Genomic DNA, 26,272 nt, shown 5'->3' on the forward strand with positions numbered 1-26,272 from the left:
ACGGTTTTTTTCGGTTCTATACTTTTTCCTGTTGATAGCTTACTTAACATGGTAATCTATTAGCAGGATTTTTTAGTGCAAAATAAAAAAGGCCCATAAGCCTCGCACCTAAAAAATCCACCCACTACAGCATCTTTTTTAAAGGACGTGAAAACTTATGGACCCTGTAGATAATAATATAAAATTTGCGCTCAGTATTAAAGACCCAAATGTAGTTTTTTACAAATATAACTATCAAGTGATTAAAGCTAAGCGCGCAAAAGTATATATAGCCACGGTTAAGTTCGACCAGAAACATTGCGCTAACTGTGGCTTTTGCGAGCTAAGTCATAATGGACACTACGTATCACGCGTGACCTATCTGGCAGCGAATGCGAGTGAACCAGTTTATTTGGAACTCCATAAAGAACGCGTCATTTGTCGTAATTGTAAAGCGTCGTTTATGGCTACTTCTGATGTGGTAGACAAGTACTGTTGTATCTCCCGAGCCACGCGTCAGAAAGTGTTTATGAGTCTACAAGACGACCGCACTCAAGCTAGCATTGCGATCGATGCCGGCATATCAGCTAGCACTGTCTGTCGTTACTTAGACAACTATGATGACTTATTTCGCAGAAATCTTAACTATCTACCGGTTCATCTCGCCATGGATGAATTTAGAGGAATTGGTGGTCGGCTCCATTTCATCTGTATTAATGGCGCTGGTGAGCACGAAATTCAACAAATTCTGCCAGACCGATTCAAGCAAAGTATTACTGATTATTTTAAACAATTTCCAGCAAGTGTTCGAGCACGTGTCAAAACAGTTACCGTAGATCTAAATAGTTACTATCAAGACATTGCCAAGGCAATGTTTCCGCAGGCAAAAATTGTGATCGACCGCTTTCACATCGTTGCAATGATGACTCGAGCTTTTAATCAAACTCGGGTGCAAACCATGAAAAAGTACAATAAAAGATCCTATGAATATCGCACGTTAAAGTTCGCCTGGCGGCTTTATTTGAAGTATGCCGGAAATCTAGATGAGGAACATGTCTTTTATGACCGACACCTGCGAAAACAACTCACACAACTAGAACGTGTAGAACAAGGACTGACAATTAACGAAGAACTTAAAGCATCGTACGAGTCGATGCAAAGCATCATGGAAAACCTTAAGAATCAAGACAAAGACAAGCTTGTGGAAGATCTATATACAAATCAAAATATAAGTCCCTACATGAAAGCAGTGTTTCAAACGTTCAAAAAGAACTTAGTGGTTGTACTCAACGCCAGTGAATCGGACTATACGAATGGCCCAGTCGAAGGCATGAATCGAATGATTAAACAAATTCAACGCACAGCATTTGGATTCCGTAATTACCATCATATGATTTCACGTATTAAGTTACGGCAAATGAGAACAAAACCAATGAAAAAAACAGAGTTGAAAGTCGCATGACTTTCAACTCTGTAAAAGCTATTCATCAACAGGATTTGACAAAGAGCCTTTTTTTCCACTTTTGGGAAATTGATCGTTTTTTATTTTCGCAAAATTTATCAATAAATCTTGGAAAAATACAGAGGGCAAATTCAAAAATTGCTCTTTCCTTACATGATTAGTTCCATACGAAAACAGCTAGATTTTGGGATAGATACATCAATATGTTATTGCATTGGTAGTGGTGAAAATTATAAAATACTAACAGAAATAAATCAGAACTACCATTTTTTTAAAACGATAATTCCTTTAGAACATCCACGTTTTATTACACAATATAATTCTAGAAACAAAGACATGTATATGGAAAAGTACCTTAAGGCTTTGAATCATGATTAGAAATCGCAGATTTTATAATCAAGTTAGCCACCTTGTAAAAATGGTCAAATAAAAAGACACCAAGACGAAAAAATCAGGTATCATTGAAGTTCCTACACTAAACAATGAAAGAGGTTTTCGTCTTGGCGCAAGAACAGCTTACCATATCTCACTCAAAGGGTCATCATTTAACACCAATTGAACGTGGAAAAATTGCGGGATTGCTTGCTGCAGGCAAATCTGCTCGTCAAATTGCGACGGAACTTGGTGTTTGCCATCAAACTATCAATAACGAACTCAAACGTGGCTGTGTTCAACAGGTAAAGAAGATTAATGGTAAAGAACAGTACTTCAATATCTATGCTCCTGATACAGCTCAAATTCGTTATGAAATGAATCGTCAGCACTGTCATCGACCATTAAAATTCAAACACATTACTAATTTTTTGGCCTACTTTGATGATCATTTCCATCAAGATCATTGGTCACCTGATGCAGCAGTTGGCTTCGCCCACAAACATCATTTATTTAAGCGTACAGAGATGGTCTGCACTAAGACCCTCTATAACTATATTGATGCGCAATTATTAGAAATCCGCAATCTTGATTTGCTTGAGAAAACCAAACGGCGTACGAAACATCACTGGTCGCATAAACATCGACGTTTGATTGGTAAAAGTATTGAAGAACGACCTAAGCGTGTCGACAAGCGCAATGAATTTGGCCACTTTGAAATTGATACCGTGGTTGGTAAACGTAGTGGCCATGAAAGTGTCCTATTGACCTTCACTGAACGTAAAACTCGTTTTGACTTTATTCGTTTGATTGAAGGCAAAGATGCTGACTCCGTAGCCTATGCCATTAAAGGGATTTGTGCTGAATTTGGTGATCTGATCAAATCCGTTACCGCTGACAATGGAACGGAGTTCACAACCTTGGAAGAAGCTTTAACTGGCATTGCTGATATCTATTATGCCCATCCGTATAGTTCTTCTGAACGAGGAACCAATGAAACTCATAACCGCATGATTAGACGTTATTTACCTAAAGGATATTCATTAGATACAATTAGTCCTAAGACTGTTGCCCTGGTTGAAGCACGTCTCAACCAACTACCACGACGTATCTTAAAGTACCAAACACCTGAAAAAGCTTTTCAGATTGAAGCAGCGCGCGCTCGCAAAACTCGCATTGCTTAATCATTTATTCCAATCTTCAATAGATATTCTGACATGCCCCGCAACTTCGCCTGCGGGGTGGCTAACTTGTTCTTGCAATTTGCGCATGATTAGAAATTTAAAAAAGAGGAAATTCAACATTCAGCTGAATTCCTCTTTTTTAACGCACATTTTTAATTTTTGTCGTTTTTATTCATCAAAATAATTTTACGGATGCTCATGATAATGTCTGTAAAATCATAAGCTGCAAAAATAGTGATGATCCATCGATATCCGTTTGATGAATCTGTAGTAAAGAGATAATAAATAAAAAATATTCCAAATAGTAAATCCAAAATCATGTTAATAAGTATGGCACGACTAATTTTAATTTTCATAATTGACCTTTCTCTGTTAATTCAATGGTTCAATCATATCACATATTATTTTTTAGAGGCACTTTACACTTGACAATTTCCGACTACAAATGTAGACTTTAATATGTAAATTACATTTGTAGACGGAGGAAGAAAAATGACAGAAGAATTACCAATCACTAGTTCTGAATGGGAAGTTATGCGAATCATTTGGACAATGGGTCAAGCAACTAGTAATGAAGTGGTTCATTTATTATTAAATAAAATGGCTTGGAAGGCACCTACAGTTAAAACGCTAATTAGTCGTTTAATGCAAAAAAAAATGTTAACAGCTCAAAAAGAAGGGCACACAAATATTTATCAGTGTGCGATTCCAGAACGAGTGGCGATGCAAAGAGAAGCGACCCGACTATTTCAAAATATGTGTGCAATGAAGAATGGCGAGGTTTTAACACAGCTTGTAAAAGATCTTCAATTAAGCAAAACAGATATAGAAAAACTGCAGTCGGTATTAGTTGAAAAGGCAAAAACCGCACCGGATGAAGTTGCTTGTAATTGTATCCCAGAGGAGGAGACTGCAAAATGAATGATGATATGAATATGGAAAATGAAGAAATGCATATGGACCACGATATGATGAATCATGGTGGGCATATGATGCACATGGGAAATTTAAAACAGAAATTTTGGGTGTCTTTAGTTTTAACGATTCCAATTATTCTCATGAGTCCAATGATGGGAGTTGATTTACCATTTCAATTTACCTTTACTGGATCTGATTGGATCGTTGCAGTACTAGCAACAATTCTATTTTTCTACGGTGGGAAACCATTTTTTAGTGGTGCAAAAGGTGAATTACAAGCAAAGAAACCGGCAATGATGATGCTGATTACAATGGGAATCTCCGTTTCGTATCTTTATAGCATTTATGCGTTTGTTGCTAATTATATTCTTAAAATTCAACCTCAAAAAGAAAGTTTTTTCTGGGAGCTTTCGACCCTAATTGTGATTATGCTACTCGGTCACTGGATTGAAATGAATGCTGTTAGTCGTGCTGGAAATGCGGTTGATGCACTTGGCAAGTTGCTGCCAGACAAAGCACATCTTGTAACGAAGAATCAAATTCAAGAAATTAAGAGTAACGAGATAGAAGAGCAACAAATATTACAGGTACGTGCGGGTGAAAAAATTCCAGCAGATGGTGTATTGGTTAGCGGTGAAACCAGTGTTAATGAAGCAATGGTTACAGGAGAAGCCCGGCAAGTCACCAAAAAGGTTCATGATAAAGTAATCGGTGGCTCAATCAATGGCGATGGCACCTTTGAATTCAAGGTTACTGGGACTGGAGAAACAGGTTATTTAGCACAGGTTCAAAAACTAGTTTCGAGTGCACAGGAAAGTAAATCTCAAGTAGAAACTATGGCGGATCGTGTAGCAGGATGGTTATTCTATGCTGCTTTAATAGTTGGAATTATTGCATTTGTGGCATGGACATCATTAAGTGGTCTTTCAATGGGAATGTCCATAGCAGTCACCGTATTGATCATTGCTTGTCCACATGCATTAGGGCTGGCTATCCCACTAGTAACGGCGCGCAGTACAGCACTGGCAGCAAACCACGGGTTATTAATTCGTAATCGTGATGCAATGGAGGCTATTAAGAAAGTTAAGTATGTATTAATGGATAAAACAGGAACCTTAACTGAGGGTAAATTTAAAGTAAATCATATCGAAAGCTATCAAAGTGATTTAAATGATGATCAGGTACTGCAATTAATGGCAAGTCTTGAAGCCAATTCAACTCATCCAATGGCTGTCGGAGTTTTAAATGCAGCAAAAAATGAAGAACTGTCTTTACTAACATCAAAGAATACAAGTCAGATTACTGGAGTTGGTATCGAGGGCATAATTGAAGAGCAGCAATATAAAATTGTTTCGGCAACCTATTTGAAAGAACAAGCCATTGCTTATGATACTAAATCGTTTGAAAAATGGGCAAATGAAGGGAATTCAGTAGCCTATTTAATTCATAATCAACAGGTTGTAGGAATGCTTGCAGAAGGTGACCAAATTAAGCCAACCGCTAAACGCGCAATACAAGCGTTTAAGGACATGCAAATTCAACCCGTTATGTTGACTGGTGATAATGAAGAGACGGCTTCTGTGGTTGCTCGTGAGCTTGGTATTTCAATTTATCGTGCCCAGTTGCACCCGGAAGATAAGCAAAAAATTATTAGTGATTATCAAAATAGCGGTAATCATGTCATGATGGTAGGGGATGGGGTTAATGATGCGCCCAGTTTAGCTAAGGCTGATATTGGCATTGCAATTGGTTCCGGAACAGATGTTGCGATTGAATCAGCAGATATCATCTTGGTCAAAAGTGATCCGATGGACATTGTAAGTTTTATTAAATTAGCTAAAAATACACATACCAAAATGATGCAAAATTTGTGGTGGGGAGCCGGTTATAATTTAATTGCCATTCCGTTAGCTGCAGGTGTATTGGCGCCACTAGGTTTTATGCTAGATCCCATGGTAGGAGCAGTGATTATGTCAATGAGTACGATTATCGTGGCTATTAACGCAATGACTCTGAAAGTTCAGAAATAATAAAAGTTCTGCATGAATTTAAGGTTTAGAGGCCTTGAATTATGCAGAACTTTTTTAGGATTGTAAACTGTGAAGTTGATAAGCTGTATAGTTTGAATCGTGATAATCATATGCACCGCTATCACTATATATTTTAAACGGTGAAAAACTTGTTGAACGGCGCCAAATTGCATAGTCTGAATCCAATTGCCAGATAGTTAAAATAATACGTTCATTAAAATGATTTTGAGGTTGGAGCACAAACAAATCATTTAATCCAAGAGGTAGGCGACTAGGTGTGGCCAGTTGTGCTATTTTTGCATTGAGTACTTTTATTTCCTCTTTTGAGAGTGTCATAAAGGAAAAACGATAAAAGCCATTCCAAACAAAATTACCGGTATGGAACTTAATTTGGTAAATTAATGGATTAGCAAAAACGGAAGGTTTACCAGAAACGTCCAATAGTTGAAAATCGTTATGAATTGATGTACTTGATAAGGTTATAAAGCGACGTTCCGGATTGTTTTTCTCAATTTGTTTTAAAATTGGCCAACTGCCAAAGGTTGATGAAATTTTATCAATCATTATAATCCCTCCAATTGTTTACGTCTTCATTATACCTTGTTATCTCTAATTAATGAAAAGGTTTTCTCTTTCAAATAGAATATGTTAAATTAAAGAAGGACAGCATTTATTATTAAGAGATATTTGAGTAGATGAAAGGGGATTTTCTAAAATGAAATTAACAGTATTAGGGTACTATGGTGGTTATCCATGGAATGGCGATGGTACGAGTGCTTATTTATTGCAGTCCGATAATTATAATCTACTTTTGGATTGCGGAAGTGACGCGTTAGTAACTTTGGAAAAGGTTTTGGATCCACTTCAATTAGATGCCGTATTACTTTCACACTATCATCATGATCACACAGCAGATGTGGGCGTTTTGCAATACTTTTGGCAGTTAAGGGAAGGTGTCAAAAAAGAATCTGTTTTGCCAATATATGGGCATACACAGGATCCACTGAATTTTGGTGCCTTAACTTGGCCGGGAGCAACAGTTGGAAAACCATATAGTGCTGATCAGAAACTGGACCTGGGACCTTTCGAAATAACGTTTTTACAAACACATCATCCAGTGGCCGCATTTGCAGTTCGGATTGAAGAAAAGACGAGTCATAAAGTGCTTGTATTTACGTCTGACACTGCATATTTTGCAGATCTTGTCAATTTTGCCAAAAATGCCGATTTATTAATGACAGATACTAATTTTTATGCAAACAAAGAGGGAAAAAAGTGGCATATGACTTCTGCAGAATCGGGTTTACTCGCAAAGCAAGCGCAAGTTCAAAATTTACTACTAACGCACTTACCGCAAATTGGTAACCTTGACCAATTAGTGAATGAAGCGGCTGAAAAAGCGGGAACAAACGTTCAAGTTATGCATGCATCAAAACTCTTTAAGTACACGGTTTAACATTCTAAAATTAAAATTGGTATAGGCGATACTTAAGAGCTTTTTTACAGGAAACTTAACTTTTTATCATTAATAAATATTATTAGACTTAATAAGAAAAAAATTAAGAAGACTTCATGAACAAATCAACCTTATTCTTTTATTTGACACATAATAGCTTTTTAATTGACATAATCTTTGAAACTGTTAATCAACGGTTTACAAAAAGTAAGAACTTTTTTCAAAAAACTATGGTTTTAATTCTCGTTTCAGGTTATAATAGTCATTGTAAAGAAATTGAATTTGCTTTACACAAAGCACATTTTGGTTCAATTGCTAAGGAGGAAAAAATATGGTTACTTTATATACTTCACCGAGTTGCACTTCTTGCAGAAAAGCACGAGCTTGGTTAAAGGAAAACAACATTCCATTTAAGGAACGTAATATTTTTTCCGAACCATTGACGATGGATGAGATTAAATCGATTCTACGAATGACTGAAAATGGAACGGAAGAAATTATTTCAAAACGTTCTAAAGTATTTCAAAAACTTAATATTAATCTTGATGAATTACCATTACAAAAATTATTTGATTTGATTCAGAAAAATCCTGGGTTGCTTCGTCGACCAATTATTTTGGATGAAAAACGACTTCAGGTTGGATACAATGAAGATGAAATTCGTCGTTTCTTACCTCGAGATGTCAGAGCTTATGAGTTAAGAGAAGCACAACGATTAGCAGATTTGTAAAATAAAAGACAGGTTAATTGCAAAAAGTTAGATTTGTGGGATAATATCCATGAATCTAATTTTTTATTGGGTTCTGTTGTGACGCACAACAGATAAATGCAACGAGAGGTTGGGGGTGCGAACATGGAAATGGAACGAATAAATGATGATACGATTCGAGTTTTAATCGGAAACGATGATTTAACTGAACGTGGCATTACAGTTCTTGATTTATTGGGAAGTCATAAACAAATAGAGGATTTTTTCTATAGTATTTTGCAAGAAGTAGATACGGATCATCAATTTCAAGAAAATGATGCCGTTACTTTTCAGGTATTACCTAACCGAAATGGCTTGGAGCTTTTTATCAGTAAGAATGCTGATATGAAGGGCAACTCAAAAGTAAGTTCTGATAATAAAACATTTAACATTAACAATGAAGACGATGTTTCGGAATTTCTTAAGCATCAATTAATTCAACATGATAATGAAGATACTAAGAAAAAAGCTCAAACGAAGGATTCTAGTCCAGCTGACTTAGATCCCTATTTAAATGATCCAGACACAAATACGCAAGAGTTTGTTTTGAAACTACCAAGTTTTGAAAGTATGCCCGAAATTGCGCGTGTTCTTCGACTTGATAGTGCAGCTTCAAACTTGTTTAAATATAAGGGTGACTATTATTTAGATTTGATTTTCTTTGTTGATGAATCAAGTCCAGAAACAATTAAAAATGAATTGGCAGTTGCTTACGAGTACGCAGATACTTCAGAAGTAACCGCTGATGTTTTACATGAACATGGTCAAGAGATAATGAGTCAAAGTGCTTTGGAGTTGACGCGTCACTACTTTAAATAGGTAAAAACTAAGATACTAACGGTAAAATGTTAGTATTTTTTTTATGCCTTTTTTAATGAGTTTTGTGTCTTTTGACGTATCTTGCTTTTGGAGGGGATGCATATGTTTGTTGCAAATGACCATGAGCAAAGTATCTTAGCTGCTGATGCACACCGAGAAAATCAGTATACCTGTCCGGGTTGTGGTCAAAATGTCATTCTAAGACAAGGGCACATGCGGTTGACACATTTTGCTCATCATGCGGGAACAGATTGTCATTTATTTAGTGAAGGTGAAACTAAAATTCATTTGATGGGTAAGACTAAAATATTTAATTGGTGTCGCCAAAATCATTTAGCAGTAAAACTAGAAGCCTATTTACCAAAGCTAAAACAACGCCCAGATGTGTTGGTATATTGGCATCATCATCGAACAGCGCTTGAGTTTCAATGCAGTCCGATCTCTTATGAAAGATTAGAGCAACGAACTAAAGGTTATCGAATTAATGGTTATAAGGTTTGGTGGATTTTAGGACCTACCTACTTAACAAGTAAGTTAACACTTGAAAAAATTTCTAAATTTTCCTATTTTCAAAAATCATTAGGTCTATTTGTTTCTTTTTATAATCCTCAAAGTGATCAGTTTATCGTTAAACACCATATTACTCAAGATTTATTTGGCAAATTAAAATGGCGCGACTATTCATTTAATCCTTCGAAATCTGCCTTCAATGGCTTCTTTAATCGAATCAGAACAGATACTATAGATGCCCAGCCAGATCGCTATCGAGAAGCACTGGAATTACAGCGACGTTTATTAGGAAGATATACTGATAAGCATTTAAAGCAAATTCAGCTTATTTGTTACGCGCATCATTTAAATTTAGCCGGATGTCCCTGGGTCATTCATGCGCATGATTTTAGGTTACCAATGAGCGAACATATACCATTAGAAGTGAAAATCAAATTTTTAATCAAGCTTCAAAATACAACTAGATCTAATTTTTCTTATCAGATGCTTGCTGCTTGGTTTCAAGAGTCAGTTCAAAATAATGGTTTGCAGTTTCCGAATGCAATTAATTCGCAGGATTATGATGAATTAAATTTTCGCGAATGGCTTCAAAGCCTAACTGCTGCCAATCTCCTTAAGTACAATCAAAATTACTATCAGTTGATTAATTCTCCTTTTTGGTACGCAGACATTACACAAAAATTGCGCCATTTTCATTCGTAGTGTGCTAAAGTAAGATTTAATTTACGATAGGAGGAAATGCGAATGACTGAGATAAAACAATTACCTAAACGAGATGAAGTACCAGTTAAATTGACCTGGGATCTAACTAGTATTTTTGAAAATAAAGAAGCGGTTGATTCTGCGATTGCAAAATTGAATCCAGAAATAAAAACGTTACTTGCCCAACAAGGAACACTGAAAGATAGTTCTGAAAACCTGTTAAAGGTGATTCAGGCTGAACTAAAGATTCAGAATCAGTTAGAACATCTTTATGTGTATGCTGAACTAAAAAACGATCAAGATACTGGAAACAATGTGAATCAAGGGCTAAAAGATCAAATTACTGGTTTAGTCTCTAAAATTTCTGCACAATTGGCTTGGATAGAACCAGAAATTTTGGCTATCCCAAATGAAAAATTGACAGAGTTTCAAAACAGTGACCCTAAACTTAAACCTTATGACCATTTTTTGGCTGTTTTAAAGTTAAAAAAAGATCATATTTTATCTGCGAAGGAAGAAGCAATATTAGCAGGTGCTAGCTCTATTTTTGATTCTTCAGAAAAAGTATTTGGTATTTTAGATAATTCGGATCTAAAATTTCCGTTTGTAAAGAACGATACAGGGCAAACTGTCCAGCTTTCTCAAGGAATGTATTCAACCCTGTTACAATCGACAGATCAGACTGTACGTAAACAAGCATTTGTGCAATTGTATGCCGTTTATGAACAATTTAGAAACACGTTTGCTGCCACGCTAGCCGGTGAAGTAAAAGTGCATAATTTTAACGCTCAAATTCGCGGTTTTAAAGATGTACGGCAAGCGGCAATGAGTGAAAATGCAATCCCTGAATCAGTTTATTCAAATCTTGTTACGGAAGTGAATTCTCATTTAGATTTACTTCATCGCTATGTTGAGTTAAGAAAGAAAATTCTTAATTTGAAAGAGATGCATATGTATGATCTATATACACCTATTACAGGAAAATCACCATTAAGTTATCCTTATCAGGAAGCTCAAAAAGAAGCCAAACAGGCACTTCAAATTATGGGTAATGATTATGTTAATCATGTAGATGAGGCATTCAATAATCGGTGGATTGATGTCGTTGAAAATCAAGGTAAACGTAGTGGTGCTTATTCGTCAGGAGTGTACGGAACAAATCCATTTATGCTATTAAATTGGCAAGACGATTTGGATAATCTGTTTACGCTGGTGCATGAAATGGGTCACAGTATGCATACTTATTACACCACACATAATCAGCCCTACCAATATGGTGATTACGCCATTTTTGTAGCTGAAATTGCATCAACAACTAATGAAAATATTTTGACCTCATATTTACTGAATAAATATGATGACCCACAAATTAGATTGTATGTTTTAAACCATTATTTAGATGATTTTAAAGGAACTGTATATCGTCAAACACAATTTGCCGAATTTGAACAATTTATTCATGCGGCGGATGCTAAAGGGGAGCCTTTGACGGCGGAAATGATGTCGTCTTATTATGGTGACTTAAATCATCGTTACTATGGAAATGCAGTTATTAATGATTCACAGATCAAGTTTGAATGGACACGAATTCCTCATTTTTACTATAACTTTTATGTTTATCAATATGCAACTGGTTTTGCTGCCGCATCGTCATTAGCAAATGGTATTACACAAAAGAAACCTAATGCACTTGAAAACTATCTTAATTACTTGAAATCTGGTAGTTCTGATTTTCCATTAAATGTGATGAAAAAAGCAGGGGTTGATATGACTAAAACAGACTATTTGGAAGATGCTTTTCAAGTATTTGAAGAACGGTTAAATGAATTTGAAAATTTAGTCTAGAAATAAAAAGTTTCCTAGCAACAGCGATTTACGGCCGTGATTGTTAGGAAACTTTTTATTATAAGTGCTTGATAACTTTATAAAACATGTGGAAATGAAACAGATGCATGGGAAAAACTGATTGAGTCAGAAAGTGGGCATTCAGAATCTTGACAAATTTGTTGAAGGATACTGTTATTGAAGTCTTCAACCAGAATACCACAATCGTCACCATCGGCGTTGAAAATGACGGCGGAAGGTGAAACGGAAACATTCATTTCGGATGCGGTTTGTTGATCTGACTTGAACGCATCCTGAGCTAATTGAGAACGACGATCAGTTTCAAACATGGTTAAATCAAGATTAGCCTTTTGTGCAATCTTTGTACCCAATTCTTTTGAATAAGGTGAATTTTGAGTTGTAATTTCATTTTGAATTAATTTCAAAAAGTTACGACCATGACGTTTACATTGGAATAAGGCGGCCTTGTAATCTAATATCATGTGGTACATATCCTCAGACAAGTCGTTATAAGAACGATAGTTTTGGTTGGCTGCACTGTGAAGATAGTTTTGAATTATTTGCATATTTAACATTGGGACAATCTGAAAACTAACCTTTTGATCCACATTATGAACAAAGTCCATCATGACTCTTTCAGAATTCATGCATTGCTCGCCCCATGGTGTCACGAACAAATAGACATCAAGCATTGATTTTTCCTCCATCAAAATTAATTCACTTTTTAATTTGAATATTTATAAAAGACAACAATATAGACTTTACCAAATTTTGAAAAAATATCAAATAAATTGTTTTTGGTAATCTGAATTCAGCTGTATCTTAGCGCATATTGTCTAAGAAGGTAAAGAAATGTGCCCTAAAAAGTTAGTAAAAAACGAAGAATAGCGTTTAGGCAGATTAACAATCGGTTTTATGCTAAAATCATAGGTAGTGTTTTAAAAAAGTGAGGCAAGATACGTGATTGATAATTGGGAACAGTTCTTATTACCATACAAACAAACCGTGGATGAACTGAAAATTAAATTGCGCGGTATTCGAAAACAATTTCAAAACGATGATCAACAAAGTCCAATTGAATTTGTAACGGGACGGGTTAAACCTGTATCCAGTATCAAAGAAAAAATGGTGCGTCGTCAAGTTCGAGAAGATCGATTAGAACAAGATATGCAAGATATTGCTGGCGTACGGGTCATGTGTCAATTTGTTGAAGATATCTATCAGGTAGTGGATCTTCTTCGAAAACGAACTGATATGACGATTATTGAGGAACGCGATTACATTAATAACGAAAAACCAAGTGGCTATCGTTCTTATCATATCGTGGTGGAATATCCAGTTCAGTTGATTTCTGGAGAAAAGAAAATCTTAGCAGAAATCCAGATTCGAACACTAGCAATGAATTTCTGGGCAACAATTGAACATTCTTTGAACTATAAATATCAAGGAGAATTTCCTAAAGAATTAAGTGATCGACTGCAAAGAGCTTCAGAAGCGGCTTTTTCGTTAGATGAAGAAATGTCGGAAATCCGTGAAGAAATACAAGAAGCGCAAAAGCTGTTTTCTAGAGAACGGTCGGACCACAATATGTATGGATCACATAAGGACTGATAAAAAATGAAAGTAGCCGTTTATTGTAAACAGGCAAATAATGCTCAAGATGTCGCTGACAAATTAATAGAAAAACTAAAAGCCAACAAAATAACGATCGATCGGGAGCGACCCGATATTGTTGTGACCGTTGGTGGGGATGGGACCCTTTTATCTGCGTTTCAATATTATCAAACGCAGTTAGAAAATGTGCGTTTCATTGGTGTCCATACGGGTCACTTGGGTTTTTATACAGATTGGCGCGACTATGAACTTGATGAATTAATTTTAGCTATTAAAGCGGATAATGGAGAATGTGTAGGTTATCCGATTCTGGATATTGATGTCACTATGGTAGGAGAAACTACTCCTATTCGTTATCACGCTGTTAATGAATCCACGATAAAAAAAGTATCGTCAACTTTGGTGGCTGACGTCTACTTCAAGGACCGTTTTTTTGAACGTTTTCGTGGCGATGGTCTTTGTATTTCTACCCCAACTGGGTCAACAGCTTATAACAGATCACTTGGTGGTGCTGTTGTTCATCCGCAACTTGAAGTATTACAAATGGCTGAAATTGCATCAATCAATAATCGGGTATTTAGAACTTTGGGAGCTTCTATTATTCTGGCGCCCGATGAGTGGATTACATTACGTCCGGCACATGGTGGCGATTTTAATTTTACCGCTGATCAAGTTAATATCTTTGATGCACCCATTGAACAAATTAAGTATCGAATTGGTGAACAGAAGATTAATTTTGCTAAGTACCGCCACACTGATTTTTGGGGTCGAGTACGAAACGCATTTATTGGAGATGGCAATGAAGTTTAATTGGCAGGTAAACGTGGAAAGTCCGGAGAAGCTCCGAACTTTTTTATATCAAAAGGGGATTTCGCGAACTTTACTTAAGGGAATCAAGTTTCATGGTGGAAGTATTGAACTAAATCATCAACCGGCACGGGTTATTGAAACTGTGGTGACAGGCGATGTGATCACACTTTTATTACCACCAGAAGTTGAAAATGATCATGTGGCTGTTTCAAATGAACCAATCGAGATTTGCTATGAAGATGCGCATTTTTTGGTTGTTAATAAGCCTGCTTATTTGGCCACAGTGCCGTCTCACTTATATTCAAATGATACACTTGTGAATCGTGTGAAAGGTTATTATAAAAGACAAAATTATGAAAGCTTGGTGACACACGTTGTGACGCGGTTAGATCGAGAAACGTCTGGCTTAGTAATTTTTGCGAAACATCATTTTGCACATTCTGTACTCGATAAACAACTTAAACGACACGCAATAAAGAAAATTTATTTGGCAGTTGTGGAAGGTCATATCAATCAAAAACACGGATTGATCGATTTACCGATTGCTCGTGAAGAAGGTTCATTTATTCGCCGACAAGTCACTTCTGGTGAAATAGGTCGCCGTTCTCTGACAGAATATTGGGTGGTTAAATCATTAAAAGAAGCTACTTTACTTCGTGTTCGTTTACATACGGGACGAACTCATCAAATTAGAGTACATTTTTCGGCGCTTAAACATCCTTTAGTTGGAGATGTTTTGTATGGCGGAAGCTGTAGTGGCTACATGCAACGTCAAGCTTTACATTGTGCATCAATTTCTTTTTTTAATCCGTTTTTAAATCAGCAAATAACAGTTTGGGCGCCGTTACCAAAAGATCTGGCTGCTTATTTAAAACAAGAATCACGTTAACTGTTCTAGGCAAGGGGGACTAAGCATGGCAGAAGAACTTGACCAAATTGAACTTGAAATAGTGACATTGTTAAATAAGCATGCGAAAAAGAAGTTTCGAAATCTTTTTTTGAGTTTGCATGGTTATGAGCAAAGTCAAATTTTTGCGAAATTGGATCTTAATCAAAGAAAAATAAGTTATGCTTTGCTCACTCCAAAAGAACTAGCTAATGTTTTTGATGATACTGAAGAAGATCCAGTCGAGACTGCTAAGTATCTTGAGGAAATGGATTCACAATATGCAGCACGTTTACTGACCGAAATGTACACCGATAATGTGGTTGATATTTTGTCAGGAATGCGTCCGATTAAACAACGAAAATATTTAAATTTACTGCATGGCGATGAAGCAAAACAGGTTCGTGATCTAATTCATTATGAGGACGAAACTGCTGGATCATTGATGACCACTGAGTATATCAAGGTTACCGATGAACAAACGATCGGTAGTGCTATGCAACAAGTTAAACGTGAAGCTCAAGAAGCAGAACTGGTCACCTACATTTACGTAGTTAATAAACAAAATATTTTGGTTGGTGTGTTTTCTGTTCGTGATTTAATTACGCATGGTGATGAAGAAAAAGTTGCAAACGTGATGACTACTCGTGTTCTAGCCGTTGATGTAAATGAGGACCAAGAGGCTATTGCAGAACAGGTTCGTGACTATAATTTTGTTGCAATTCCTGTTGTAAATCAAACTGAAGAACTGCTCGGAATTATTACGGTTGACGATATTATTGACGTTATTGATGAGGAATCAGCTGAAGACTATTCTCGCTTGGCGGGTGTTGATACAGAAAGTGTGACGCGCAATCCCTTTCAGACTGCTCTAAAGAGGCTACCATGGTTGATTACGCTTTTGTTTTTGGGAATGTTAACAGCGACTTTAATTAATCATTTTGAGGGCCTTTTGTCCGAAGTAAGTGTCTTGGCTATTTTTATTTCTTTAATTACCGGTACTGCAGGTAATGCAGGAACTCAAAGTTTGGCGGTTGCGGTGCGGCGGTTAGCGACCAATAGTCATTTAAAAATCTGGCGATTGATTTTAAATGAGATTGCTACTGGAATTATTATTGGCATTATTACAGGGCTTTGTGTCTGGCTCATGGTTGGTCTGTGGAAGCAAAATCTCTTATTAGGTGGCGTTGTCGGTGCTGCCATGGCAAGTGCAATTTTTGTTGCCAATTTAGCTGGTAGTTTGATTCCCATTGGAATGGAAAAATTAGGTGTAGATCCCGCAGTAGCAAGTGGTCCGTTTATTTCAACGCTCAGTGACCTGACCAGCGTATTAATTTATTTCAATATTGCTCAGTATTTTCTGCAACTATTTATTAGGTAGAATATGAACCTGAGAGAATTATCTTTTATGGTCACTAGTTTGGCATAACAAAAATGAGACATACAAATTTAATAGAGATTGAAACTGCATAAAAAAACTAAGCCTAATTTGTTTAGGCTTAGTTTTTTGGTTGATTAGGTTTAAAGAGCACCAACAATACGTGTACCATGAGCTTCGCTAACGCTGAGTTCTTTTGTAACTTCAGTTAGGTTTTGAGCAGTAATGCCACCACCAGGAAGAATAATTAATCGGTGATTGGTTTGAGCAATTGTTTGCTTTAGATGTTCATAATTTGTAGCTATGGTTGTATCTAGTGAACCACCATGAGTTAGAATTCGATCAACACCGGCTTCGGCGAGCCAATCGATGGCCGTATTTTGTTTTTCTTTAGGAATGGCATCAAATGCCATATGAAAAGTGATTTGCATACCTCCGGCGGCGGCAATGAGCATTTTTAGGGCATCGGTATCTAAACTACCATCTTTGTTTAAGGCTCCAAAAACAACACCGTCAACGCCTAATTCTTGTGCCTGAAAAACGTCTGCTTCCATGATTTTGAGTTCAGTATCAGTATAAACAAAATTGCCGCCACGTGGACGAATCATAGCCATAACGGGTATGTGATGTTCGCTCGCATATTTTTGTGTTTCAGCCATAACGCCTTTACTAACGGTCGTGCCACCAACGGCTAAATTATCACAGAGCTCAATTCGATTTGCTCCAGCGCGAATTGCAGCCGGAACATTGGTAAAATTTTCTACAGCTACTTCTTTAATAATCATTTTTTAGCTCCTTGAATAGGTTTAATTGAATAAGACGCAAACACCTTCGGGAACAGCCACATCTTTTTCCAATAAAGTTAGTTTGCCTGTTTCTTTTGAACGTGAGAAGAGAGTGGCATTATCTGTGTTTTGGTTAACGCAAGCAACGAAATTTTCACTAGGGTCCAACGAAAAGTCACGTGGGAAGCTGCCTTCAACTGAGATGTTTTGAACCAAACTGAGTGATCCATCAGAACTGACTTTGAACACAGCTAATGAATCATAGCCACGATTAGAAACATAAACAAAATGATCATCTGAGCTTATTTTGATTGCTGCAGCGCCATTATGTGAATGCCATGTGGTTGGAATTGTACTGATAGATTGAACATGACTAAACTTACCATTTTGTTGATCGTAGTCCAGCACTTCTACAGCACTACCAAGTTCACCAGCGAGATAAGCTTTTGAGCCATGATGGGCGAAAACAATATGACGAGGGCCAAAGCCTGCTTTTGTTTTGTATCGGGCAACTTCAGAGAGTTTACCATCGTCAGAAACATCATAAGTATAAACTTCGTCAGTTCCTAAATCGCAAACTACTAAACGGTTATCTGGGGTTAAATCGCTAAAATGAACATGTGCACCGTCAGATTGCTCAGGTTTTGGTCCTTTACCTGAATGAGTAACCACATCAGTTTGTTTTAATGTGCCATCCGCTTGAATTTTATAAACGTTAACTGTTGCCAAGTGATAATTTGAGCTATAAACTAATTGTCGATCTTCGTCAACAGCGACGTATGCTGGTGAATTTCCAGGTGTAACTGCATGTTGAATAATTTCTGCTGGCGTTTTGTTAAGATCAATAACAGCTAAACCACCATCAGCTTCTTTTTGATCAACTGTATAAAGATAATTACGGTTTGATTTTGCGACATAAGTTGGGTTACCAAGTTGTGCAACCAGTTGTAAATCTTTAAGTGAGTTGGTTTCTGTGTCTAAAGTCATCTGGTAAACACCATGACTAGTTTTTTTAGTGTATGTGCCAATGAAAAATGATTCCTTCAAAATAAGGACCTCCTTGTATTCTCTAATACAAAATTATAGCACAGTTTGAAAACATCCTGTGTACGCTTCCATTTTCTTTATAACTCAATTGCGACTATGCTACAATGAAAATAACCATTTAATTGCGAGGAGAGGGTATACATGATTACATCTAAAATTGTTGAAATTGGGCCAAATGCAATTGTTGAAAATGATCCGTTAGTTATTTTGTTTGGACCCGAAGCAACTAGTAACCTGAAGGATGTTGCGGTGATTCAAAAATTTGATGAACCACATCCTGAGTTTAAATTAAAACGGGGTTCCCAAATTAAAATTCGTGAACATTCCTACACCGTATCCTTTTGTGGCAAACTGGTGAATGCTAATTTACAAGGAGTTGGGCATGCCACACTTTGTTTTGAACCTATCCCTGATACTCCGCTTGAAAGTGCCGTTTATCTTTCACCAGAGAAATTCCCAGGTTTTGCAGTTGGTGACAAACTAACTTATATTTTTTAAGGATCGCGTGGTGATTTTTTGAAAACGACTAAAGAGTCTTGGCGAACATGGTTTACCAAATTGGTTTTAAATAATCGAATTGTTGTTAATCTTATGATTATTTTACTGTTATTATTGATCATTCTTGTTTTTTCTAAAGTAACCTGGTTCTTCCAACCAATTAGCGATTTTGTGGACATCGTTGGTTTACCGATAGTTTTGGCTGGTGTTCTTTATTATCTATTTAATCCATTAGTTGATTGGTTACAAAAAAAATTTCATGTTAGTCGCGTTTGGACAATTACTGGACTTTTTATCGTGGTGATTTTGTTATTAGTATTAGGCGTTGTGGCTTTGATTCCAGTTATTCGTAATCAGGCTACTGATTTTTTGAAAAATTGGCCTGATTATTGGAATCATTTAATTAATCAGTTAGAAGTTTGGTTAAATGATCCACGTTTAGGACAGTTTCAAAAAGAGTTTGACCAACTGTCTAAATCAACCACAAGTTCTTTTTCCAAATGGGCAAGTTCTATTGCTAATCATACATTTACTTCGGTAGGTGGCTTGATTAGTTCCGTCACTAAAATTGTGGTCGGGTTGATTACAATGCCGTTTATTTTGTTTTATCTATTAAAAGATGGACATCGTCTTCCCAAATATTTAGCTCATTTTTTACCGGTTCAAAAAAGGACCGGATTTACGCAGATTTTGACAGAGATCAATGGCAAGTTGAGCGGCTATATTCGCGGACAATTGATTGTTGCGTTTTGTGTGGCAATTATGTTTTTTGTTGGCTATGCAATCATTGGACTGAAGTTTGCGCTCACGTTGGGGATTGCGGCTGGATTTTTGAATTTAATTCCATATTTGGGTTCGTTTTTAGCAATGATCCCATCAATTGTATTAGCGGCATTTATTTCACCATGGATGCTGGTTAAAGTTCTGATTGTTTTTGCAATTGAGCAGACGATTGAAGGCCGATTAATTTCTCCTTTAATTTTGGGAACAAATTTATCGATTCATCCGGTGACAATTTTGATTTTTCTTTTGGCGTCTGGACGCATGTTTGGCGTTTTGGGTGTGATTTTTGGAATACCAGTTTACGCGGTAGGTAAGGTAATTTTGACACATCTATTTCGTTGGTATAAACGGCAAAATGGTGGTTATGAAGAGGAAAGTTAAACTTAGGTTCTGATTGTTAAATGATCAATTTAACAATTTGAATCTTTTTTATTTTGTAAAGACCGAAACAAGTTTTACATGGTATTCTTAACAGGACATGTATAGAGGTGAGCAAAGTTGAAAAAAAGAGATAAAGGAATACAGTTTATTAGTCAGCATTTGAATTTATTTCGTTGTCCGGTGTGTAAAGAAAGTTATGTAAAAGTGGAAGACGGTAGTGTAATCTGTCCCAATTTGCATAATATTGATATTTCTAAAAAGGGTACTTTGTACTTTTTAAATCATGCAGTGAATAGTGAGTATGACGCAGAAATGTTGGCATCTCGCCGTCGAATTTTAACAGCTGGGTTATTTGATCCCATCTGTGAAGAGTTTTCTCAGCATATGGAACAAAACGAAGTGGTATTGGATGTTGGTTCTGGTGAAGGAACTCCTCTAAAGAAAACATTGTCACTTCTTAAAAAAGCAACAGCTGTTGGATTTGATATTTCAACAGCCGGAATAAATTTAGCAACTCAATTAAATAGTGAAGCCTTTTTTTGTATTGCTGATTTGGCAAATTTACCCTTCAATGATAACCAATTTACGACAATTCTAGATCTATTTTCACCGTCAGCTTATACCGAGTTTCATCGTGTACTTTCATCTGGTGGACAAGTTCTAAAGATTGTTCCGAATTCAAATTATTTAATTGAGTTACGTCATTTGTTGTATGAAAAAACGAGTCAGCATGCAGATTATCAAAATGACCAGGTTGTTGAATTGTTTAAAAAACGATTTTCCAATGCCCAAACTAAACGCATAACTTATGATTTTAAATTTGATGAAAGTTTGTTATCTGATTTAATTCAAATGACACCTTTGCACTGGGGAGCAACTCCTCAAACGCTTGAACTAGCAAAAACATCTGGATTAAATCATATTACGGTCGATGTAACCTTACTCAAGGGAGTTAAATCCTAAGTTGATAGTATTTGTAAGGTTGCAATATGTATTTTTTGGTGTTAATCTTTATGTAAGAAATCGGTTGTTATTTGACATCGAGAGATCGTTGGTAAATAGCAAGTTGTACTTCATTTAACGTAGAAGCTCGCCGTGCCTACACCGAGTGTCTACGCTTTTTTTGTTGTTTAGAGAAATACATAGCAGTATGATAACTTTTGAACAGCTAATATTAATGAGAGTGAGATAGAAAAAATGACGAATCATATTGTACTTTTTGAACCACTAATGCCTTCTAATACTGGCAACATTGCTAGAACCTGTGCAGGAACAGACTCTGTTCTTCATTTAATCAAACCGCTTGGATTTTCGGTGGATGATAAACATCTTAAGCGGGCTGGATTAGACTACTGGAAGGATGTTGACTTAGTTTATCATGAAAATCTTCCTGAGTTTATTGATTCAGTACCAAATTTAGACAATTTATATTTAGTGTCCAAATTTGCTGATCACGATTATACGGATGTTGATTATTCTGATAATACTCAGAATCATTACTTTCTATTTGGCAAGGAAACAACGGGACTTCCTGAACCATTTATGCGACAATATCCAGAAAAAGCGATCAGAATCCCACAAGATGATGATCATATCCGTGCGCTAAATTTATCAAATAGTGTGGCTATTGTGATTTATGAAGCATTAAGACAACAAAGTTTCCCTAACTTACAACGAATTCATCACTATGAAAATGATAAGCTAAAGTAACAGACATTATGACTATCAAATTAGTTAGAAGGGAGGATACTTGTGGCAGTAAAGAAAAAAACGACAACTCGACGAAAAAAAAGACGTTCAAGTAAAAAAGAGTGGCAGAAGTTTCTGCGTTCTAAACATTTTTTAGGCGGTATTTTTGTTCTGGTAGCATTGATTGGTTATTTTTCATTAGGATATATTGGCGTTTTGGTTTCTAATGTTTTTCGGTTATTTGTGGGAGATACTTTTCAAATCTTGATTGTCCTTTTTGGGTTATATGGCCTTATTTTGCTTTTTACCGGCAAAGAGCCAAAACTAAAGGGTCGTTTCCATTATTTAACCGGAGTGGGTTTAATTTACCTCGGCGCTGTTTTAATTTTAACCACACGATTTTTCGAACAGACAAACCAGCATAATCATTTTATTGTGACCACTTGGCACGCATTAGAAGATGCATTTAAATACGCATCAATTGGTGAACCAGTTGGTGGTGGCATGATCGGTAGTGCAATTTATACAGTGACTGACTTTTGCTTTTCCGAAATTGGTAGTCTTTTCCTGGGATGGTTACTAATTATTCTTGGTGGTGCAATTTTTTTTGGAATTCCAATGGATAAAGTTTTACAGTCGGTCGCAGTTGCCCTTAGGAAAGTGGTCTTGTTTTCCCGTAATGGATTGAAGCAGATAACGAATCGGGTTGTCAGTTGGTGGAAACAAAGAAAATCAGTCTCTACAAATGAAAATTCAACTAAATCTTTACCAATTGCGCATAAAACACCAAAAGTTTCGGTGACAGGTAAGGATTTAATGACCGAACAAATGCCCGTTGTTAAAGAAAATCTACAACCGGACATTAAAGTGGCTTCAGAACGTGAAAGAAAGGTTACTCCAGTTACGGAAGATGTTGATGAAACAGCTTTTCAAAATACGGAGGCTTTGGCTAATCCTAATTACAAGTTACCTAGTCCAGATCTCTTAACCACTATTCCTCAAACCGATCAAAGTCAGGAATATAAAACGATTCAAAAAAATACCAAAATTCTGCAACAAACTTTAACAAGTTTTGGTGTCAAGGCAACGGTTAAAAGCGTTAGCCTTGGTCCATCAGTTACTGAATATGAATTACATCCTGATATTGGCGTTAAGGTTAGCAAAATTGTCGGACTTGCTGATGATATTGCGTTAGCATTGGCTGCTAAAGATATTCGAATTGAAGCACCAATTCCAGGCAAATCTTTAATCGGAATTGAGGTTCCCAATACAGAAGTTTCAACGGTTTCATTCCGAGATATTATTGAATCACAGCCACCGCATCCGGATGCAATTTTACAGGTACCAATTGGTCGAGATGTATCAGGAAATTTAGTTCTAGCTGATTTAGTACGTATGCAACATTTGCTGATTGCCGGGGCTACTGGTAGTGGAAAATCAGTCATGATTAATGTGATCATTACAAGTCTATTAATGAATGCACGACCGGATCAGGTTAAATTTATTCTGATTGACCCTAAAAAAGTTGAATTAGGAATTTATAAGGATATTCCGCATTTATTGACACCAGTTGTGACGGATCCCAAAAAGGCGGCAAGAGCACTGCATAAGGTGGTTGCTGAAATGCAGCATCGATATGATTTGTTTGCGCAAAGTGGTCAAAAAAACATTAAAACGTATAATCAATTTATTACGGAAGAAAATAAAAAAGATGGTCAAAATCGACCACACTTACCATACATTGTGGTTGTGGTTGATGAACTGGCTGATTTGATGATGGTGGCACAAAATGCGGTTGAAGATGCAATTATTCGGTTAGCCCAGTTGGCTCGAGCGGCTGGAATCCACATGATTATTGCGACGCAAAGACCCTCTGTGGATGTTGTGACGGGATTAATTAAGGCTAACGTACCGTCAAGAATTGCATTTGCGGTTGCAAGTGGAACGGATTCACGTACGATTATTGATTCAAACGGTGCTGAAAAGCTTTTGGGTCGAGGCGATATGCTGTATTATCCAATGGGGAAAAGCAAACCTGAACGTGTACAGGGTGCTTTTGTGTCGGATAAAGATGTGAAGGCAGTTGTTGAATATGTTAAACAGCAACAGCCGGTTTCATATGATGAAACGTTGATTGTGACGGACGAAGAAGCAAAAATGGATGAGCAATCGGCGAATAATGAGAAGGACGAGTTGTATGATGATGCGGTTACGTTGGTGACAGAGATGCAAAAGGCAAGTACGTCGATGTTGCAGCGGCGTTTTCGAATAGGATATAATCGCGCGGCAAGAATTATAGATCAATTGGAAGCAAATGGTGTGGTGGGACCCCAGGAGGGAAGCAAGCCACGGCAGGTGTTTAACAAGAAGTGAGTGAGATAAAACGGTAAGTCACAAAATATAACCCCGCACCGGAGGCGAGAGAATTCTCGCGGTAGGTGTGGGGTTATATTTTGTGGTTTGTTTTAGCGATATGTTTAAGCACATAAAAAATGAGAAATCCATATTCAATGGAATTTCTCATTTTTTTAACCAGTAAATGCACTCACTGCACCTAAGACAACAGAGCCAATCATACTAATAATCATAATCCAAACGACAACCATTATAATTTTTTGAAACGTACTCTTCTTTTTTTTCATAAAGCACCACTTTCCAGAATGTTACTCACTATTCTAACGTGTTAATTTTAACTTTTCAAATTTTTTTCCAAATTCCAAAATAAGTGACACAAATTATAGCTTTTTTATGTAAATTCTAAAAAAATCCCCACCTTTCATCCACTTTTTAAGCATTTCGATTAGAATTACTGTTATACTAGTATTTGTAAGCAGTTTACTTATAATATTCAGATCATTTTATTATCACTTATTTAATAAATATTAAGCATTTTAAAATAGTTTTTTAAATCTGTGGTAGATAGTGGTACAAAGTGGTAAACTAAATTTGTAATCGAGATGGAAAGGGGCAATTAGTATGTTCATGGGCGAATATCAACATTCACTTGATACCAAGGGACGACTAATTGTTCCTGCCAAGTTTAGAGAAGATCTTGGAACCGATTTTGTTATTACACGTGGTTTAGATGGCTGTTTATTTGGCTATCCGCTGACAGAATGGCAACATATTCAAGATAATCTTAAAAAATTACCGCTTAATAAACGAAATAATCGGGCGTTTGTCCGTTTTCTGTTTGCCGATGCAACTCAGTGTAATTTTGATAAACAAGGCAGAATTAATATTCCTAAACAATTACGTGAACATGCAAAACTTACTAAGAAATGTGTTTTAGTTGGAGTATCAAACCGATTTGAAATTTGGGATGAAGCACAGTGGAATGAAGTAACTGCTGATACAGAAGAGAATTTTGATGACATTGCTGAAAATTTAATTGATTTTGGCCTTTAGGAGTAGAAAAATGAGCGAGTTTCAACATACAACTGTTTTACTAAACCAAGCAATTGATGAATTAAATCTCAATCCAGATGGAATCTATGTGGATTGCACTCTTGGCGGTGGTGGACACAGTCAATTAATTTTGAGTCAATTAAGTCAAAAGGGTCATTTGTATGCATTTGATCAGGATGTGGCGGCGATTGAATACAATCAAAGTCACTTGAAATCATATTTAGATCGTGGACAGGTTACTTTTATTGAAGATAATTTTAAAAATATTACAAAAGATTTGGCAGAATATGGTGTTCAAAAAGTAGATGGCATTGTGTACGATTTAGGCGTTTCATCACCGCAATTGGATGATGCCAAACGAGGATTTAGTTATCAACATGATGCGCCATTAGACATGCGTATGGACCAGTCTGCCGAATTAACTGCACAGATTGTTGTGAATCAGTGGTCATATGAATCGTTGGTTAAAATTTTCTTTCGTTATGGAGAAGAGCGTTACTCAAAGCAGGTAGCGCGTGAGATTGAACGACAACGAGAAACTGCACCGATTGAGACGACAGGTGAACTAGTTGAAATTATTAAAAAAGCAATTCCAGCGGCTGCTCGTCGTACAGGTGGTCATCCTGCAAAACGTGTTTTTCAGGCGATTCGAATTGCTGTTAATAACGAATTAGGGGTTTTAGAAACCTCACTAGAACAGGCCTTAGAATTACTAAAGGTTGGCGGCCGAATTAGTGTGATTACCTTTCAATCATTAGAAGATCGTTTGGTTAAAAATATTTTTAAAGAAAATGCTAACTTGCCTGAATTACCTCAGGGATTACCTGTTATTCCAAAAGAACTTGAACCCCATTTTAAATTGGCCACTAGAAAACCCATTTTACCTAGTAAGGATGAATTAACACATAATCATCGTGCGCACAGTGCGAGACTTCGAGTTATTGAAAAAATAAAATAGGGACTGATTT

At 36.5% G+C, this 26,272-nt stretch carries 25 protein-coding genes; 20 read left to right on the forward strand and 5 right to left on the reverse strand.

The window, feature by feature from the left end; genetic code table 11:
• Window positions 1–157: 157 nt before the first annotated feature.
• The 4 genes from AB3219_RS07550 (at window position 158) to AB3219_RS07565 (ending at window position 5,945) form a co-directional block, all read left to right on the forward strand.
• Window positions 158–1,441 carry an ISL3 family transposase gene (locus tag AB3219_RS07550; RefSeq protein WP_010014548.1) on the forward strand — a complete coding sequence of 428 codons (1,284 nt, stop codon included), beginning with the start codon at window positions 158–160 and terminating at the stop codon, window positions 1,439–1,441.
• Between the two features lie 482 nt (window positions 1,442–1,923).
• Window positions 1,924–2,997 carry an IS30 family transposase gene (locus AB3219_RS07555; RefSeq protein WP_216763238.1) on the forward strand — a complete coding sequence of 358 codons (1,074 nt, stop codon included), beginning with the start codon at window positions 1,924–1,926 and terminating at the stop codon, window positions 2,995–2,997.
• Between the two features lie 492 nt (window positions 2,998–3,489).
• A complete protein-coding gene (locus tag AB3219_RS07560) occupies window positions 3,490–3,918 on the forward strand; it encodes a CopY/TcrY family copper transport repressor (protein WP_216754479.1) in 429 nt (142 codons plus the stop codon).
• The gene (locus AB3219_RS07565) at window positions 3,915–5,945 is read left to right on the forward strand and encodes a heavy metal translocating P-type ATPase (RefSeq protein WP_216754480.1); all 2,031 of its coding nucleotides are present in this window, start codon (window positions 3,915–3,917) and stop codon (window positions 5,943–5,945) included. The genes AB3219_RS07560 and AB3219_RS07565 overlap by 4 nt, the downstream gene beginning before the upstream one ends.
• A gap of 54 nt (window positions 5,946–5,999) precedes the next feature.
• Here the strand turns inward: AB3219_RS07565 and AB3219_RS07570 are convergent, their stop codons facing one another.
• Window positions 6,000–6,509, reverse strand: a complete 510-nt coding sequence (locus tag AB3219_RS07570) for a monooxygenase (RefSeq protein WP_216754481.1) — start codon at window positions 6,507–6,509, stop codon at window positions 6,000–6,002.
• 151 nt (window positions 6,510–6,660) lie between these two features.
• Between AB3219_RS07570 and AB3219_RS07575 the strand changes: the two genes are divergently transcribed.
• The 5 genes from AB3219_RS07575 to pepF all read left to right on the forward strand — a co-directional run bounded on the left by AB3219_RS07575 (window position 6,661) and on the right by pepF (window position 12,025).
• Window positions 6,661–7,401 (forward strand): MBL fold metallo-hydrolase, encoded by a 741-nt coding sequence (locus AB3219_RS07575; RefSeq protein WP_216754482.1) that lies wholly within the window; start codon window positions 6,661–6,663, stop codon window positions 7,399–7,401.
• Window positions 7,402–7,732: 331 nt separating this feature from the next.
• On the forward strand, window positions 7,733–8,131 hold the full coding sequence (gene spxA, locus AB3219_RS07580; protein ID WP_057784613.1) for a transcriptional regulator SpxA: 399 nt from the start codon (window positions 7,733–7,735) through the stop codon (window positions 8,129–8,131).
• A gap of 123 nt (window positions 8,132–8,254) precedes the next feature.
• Window positions 8,255–8,968: an adaptor protein MecA gene (locus AB3219_RS07585; protein ID WP_057806944.1), complete on the forward strand. Its 714-nt coding sequence runs from the start codon at window positions 8,255–8,257 to the stop codon at window positions 8,966–8,968.
• A 102-nt stretch (window positions 8,969–9,070) separates the two neighbouring features.
• Window positions 9,071–10,180: a competence protein CoiA gene (locus AB3219_RS07590; protein WP_216754483.1), complete on the forward strand. Its 1,110-nt coding sequence runs from the start codon at window positions 9,071–9,073 to the stop codon at window positions 10,178–10,180.
• Between the two features lie 42 nt (window positions 10,181–10,222).
• Window positions 10,223–12,025 (forward strand): oligoendopeptidase F, encoded by a 1,803-nt coding sequence (gene pepF, locus AB3219_RS07595; RefSeq protein WP_263773370.1) that lies wholly within the window; start codon window positions 10,223–10,225, stop codon window positions 12,023–12,025.
• A gap of 77 nt (window positions 12,026–12,102) precedes the next feature.
• Here pepF and AB3219_RS07600 read toward each other — a convergent pair whose 3' ends face one another.
• The gene (locus AB3219_RS07600) at window positions 12,103–12,717 is read right to left on the reverse strand and encodes a DsbA family protein (RefSeq protein WP_216754485.1); all 615 of its coding nucleotides are present in this window, start codon (window positions 12,715–12,717) and stop codon (window positions 12,103–12,105) included.
• A 268-nt stretch (window positions 12,718–12,985) separates the two neighbouring features.
• Between AB3219_RS07600 and AB3219_RS07605 the strand changes: the two genes are divergently transcribed.
• Genes AB3219_RS07605 through mgtE form a run of 4 tightly spaced genes read left to right on the forward strand, consistent with a single transcriptional unit; the run spans window position 12,986 to window position 16,716 of the window.
• Window positions 12,986–13,636, forward strand: a complete 651-nt coding sequence (locus tag AB3219_RS07605) for a GTP pyrophosphokinase family protein (RefSeq protein ID WP_057784618.1) — start codon at window positions 12,986–12,988, stop codon at window positions 13,634–13,636.
• 6 nt (window positions 13,637–13,642) lie between these two features.
• On the forward strand, window positions 13,643–14,449 hold the full coding sequence (locus AB3219_RS07610) for an NAD kinase (RefSeq protein WP_216754486.1): 807 nt from the start codon (window positions 13,643–13,645) through the stop codon (window positions 14,447–14,449).
• Window positions 14,439–15,338, forward strand: a complete 900-nt coding sequence (locus tag AB3219_RS07615) for an RluA family pseudouridine synthase (RefSeq protein WP_216754487.1) — start codon at window positions 14,439–14,441, stop codon at window positions 15,336–15,338. The genes AB3219_RS07610 and AB3219_RS07615 overlap by 11 nt, the downstream gene beginning before the upstream one ends.
• A 25-nt stretch (window positions 15,339–15,363) precedes the next feature.
• Window positions 15,364–16,716 carry a magnesium transporter gene (gene mgtE, locus AB3219_RS07620; protein WP_216754488.1) on the forward strand — a complete coding sequence of 451 codons (1,353 nt, stop codon included), beginning with the start codon at window positions 15,364–15,366 and terminating at the stop codon, window positions 16,714–16,716.
• 140 nt (window positions 16,717–16,856) lie between these two features.
• Here mgtE and AB3219_RS07625 read toward each other — a convergent pair whose 3' ends face one another.
• Together AB3219_RS07625 and AB3219_RS07630 are read right to left on the reverse strand one after the other, a co-directional pair.
• On the reverse strand, window positions 16,857–17,495 hold the full coding sequence (locus AB3219_RS07625; protein WP_216762774.1) for a copper homeostasis protein CutC: 639 nt from the start codon (window positions 17,493–17,495) through the stop codon (window positions 16,857–16,859).
• A gap of 24 nt (window positions 17,496–17,519) precedes the next feature.
• The gene (locus AB3219_RS07630; RefSeq protein WP_216762772.1) at window positions 17,520–18,545 is read right to left on the reverse strand and encodes a lactonase family protein; all 1,026 of its coding nucleotides are present in this window, start codon (window positions 18,543–18,545) and stop codon (window positions 17,520–17,522) included.
• A gap of 141 nt (window positions 18,546–18,686) precedes the next feature.
• Between AB3219_RS07630 and AB3219_RS07635 the strand changes: the two genes are divergently transcribed.
• From AB3219_RS07635 to AB3219_RS07655, 5 genes are all read left to right on the forward strand, one after another.
• The gene (locus AB3219_RS07635; RefSeq protein WP_057806927.1) at window positions 18,687–19,043 is read left to right on the forward strand and encodes a PTS glucitol/sorbitol transporter subunit IIA; all 357 of its coding nucleotides are present in this window, start codon (window positions 18,687–18,689) and stop codon (window positions 19,041–19,043) included.
• 93 nt (window positions 19,044–19,136) lie between these two features.
• Window positions 19,137–20,207, forward strand: coding sequence for an AI-2E family transporter (locus AB3219_RS07640; RefSeq protein WP_216753972.1), 1,071 nt, complete (start codon window positions 19,137–19,139; stop codon window positions 20,205–20,207).
• A gap of 117 nt (window positions 20,208–20,324) precedes the next feature.
• Window positions 20,325–21,170, forward strand: a complete 846-nt coding sequence (locus AB3219_RS07645; RefSeq protein ID WP_216753968.1) for a methyltransferase domain-containing protein — start codon at window positions 20,325–20,327, stop codon at window positions 21,168–21,170.
• A gap of 234 nt (window positions 21,171–21,404) precedes the next feature.
• Window positions 21,405–21,917: a tRNA (cytidine(34)-2'-O)-methyltransferase gene (locus tag AB3219_RS07650; protein ID WP_216762771.1), complete on the forward strand. Its 513-nt coding sequence runs from the start codon at window positions 21,405–21,407 to the stop codon at window positions 21,915–21,917.
• Between the two features lie 36 nt (window positions 21,918–21,953).
• A complete protein-coding gene (locus AB3219_RS07655; protein ID WP_216762773.1) occupies window positions 21,954–24,269 on the forward strand; it encodes a DNA translocase FtsK in 2,316 nt (771 codons plus the stop codon).
• Between the two features lie 155 nt (window positions 24,270–24,424).
• On the opposite strand, the gene AB3219_RS07660 is transcribed toward AB3219_RS07655, so the two are convergent.
• The gene (locus AB3219_RS07660) at window positions 24,425–24,538 is read right to left on the reverse strand and encodes a DUF4044 domain-containing protein (RefSeq protein ID WP_074693935.1); all 114 of its coding nucleotides are present in this window, start codon (window positions 24,536–24,538) and stop codon (window positions 24,425–24,427) included.
• A gap of 334 nt (window positions 24,539–24,872) precedes the next feature.
• On the opposite strand from AB3219_RS07660, the gene mraZ reads away from it, so the two are divergent.
• Complete coding sequence (mraZ, locus tag AB3219_RS07665) at window positions 24,873–25,304, forward strand: division/cell wall cluster transcriptional repressor MraZ (protein WP_057806918.1); 432 nt, start codon at window positions 24,873–24,875, stop codon at window positions 25,302–25,304.
• 10 nt (window positions 25,305–25,314) lie between these two features.
• Window positions 25,315–26,262 carry a 16S rRNA (cytosine(1402)-N(4))-methyltransferase RsmH gene (gene rsmH / locus AB3219_RS07670; protein ID WP_057806917.1) on the forward strand — a complete coding sequence of 316 codons (948 nt, stop codon included), beginning with the start codon at window positions 25,315–25,317 and terminating at the stop codon, window positions 26,260–26,262.
• Window positions 26,263–26,272: the final 10 nt, after the last annotated feature.

The sequence above is a fragment of the Pediococcus ethanolidurans genome, from assembly GCF_964062635.1.
GTDB lineage: Bacteria > Bacillota > Bacilli > Lactobacillales > Lactobacillaceae > Pediococcus > Pediococcus ethanolidurans.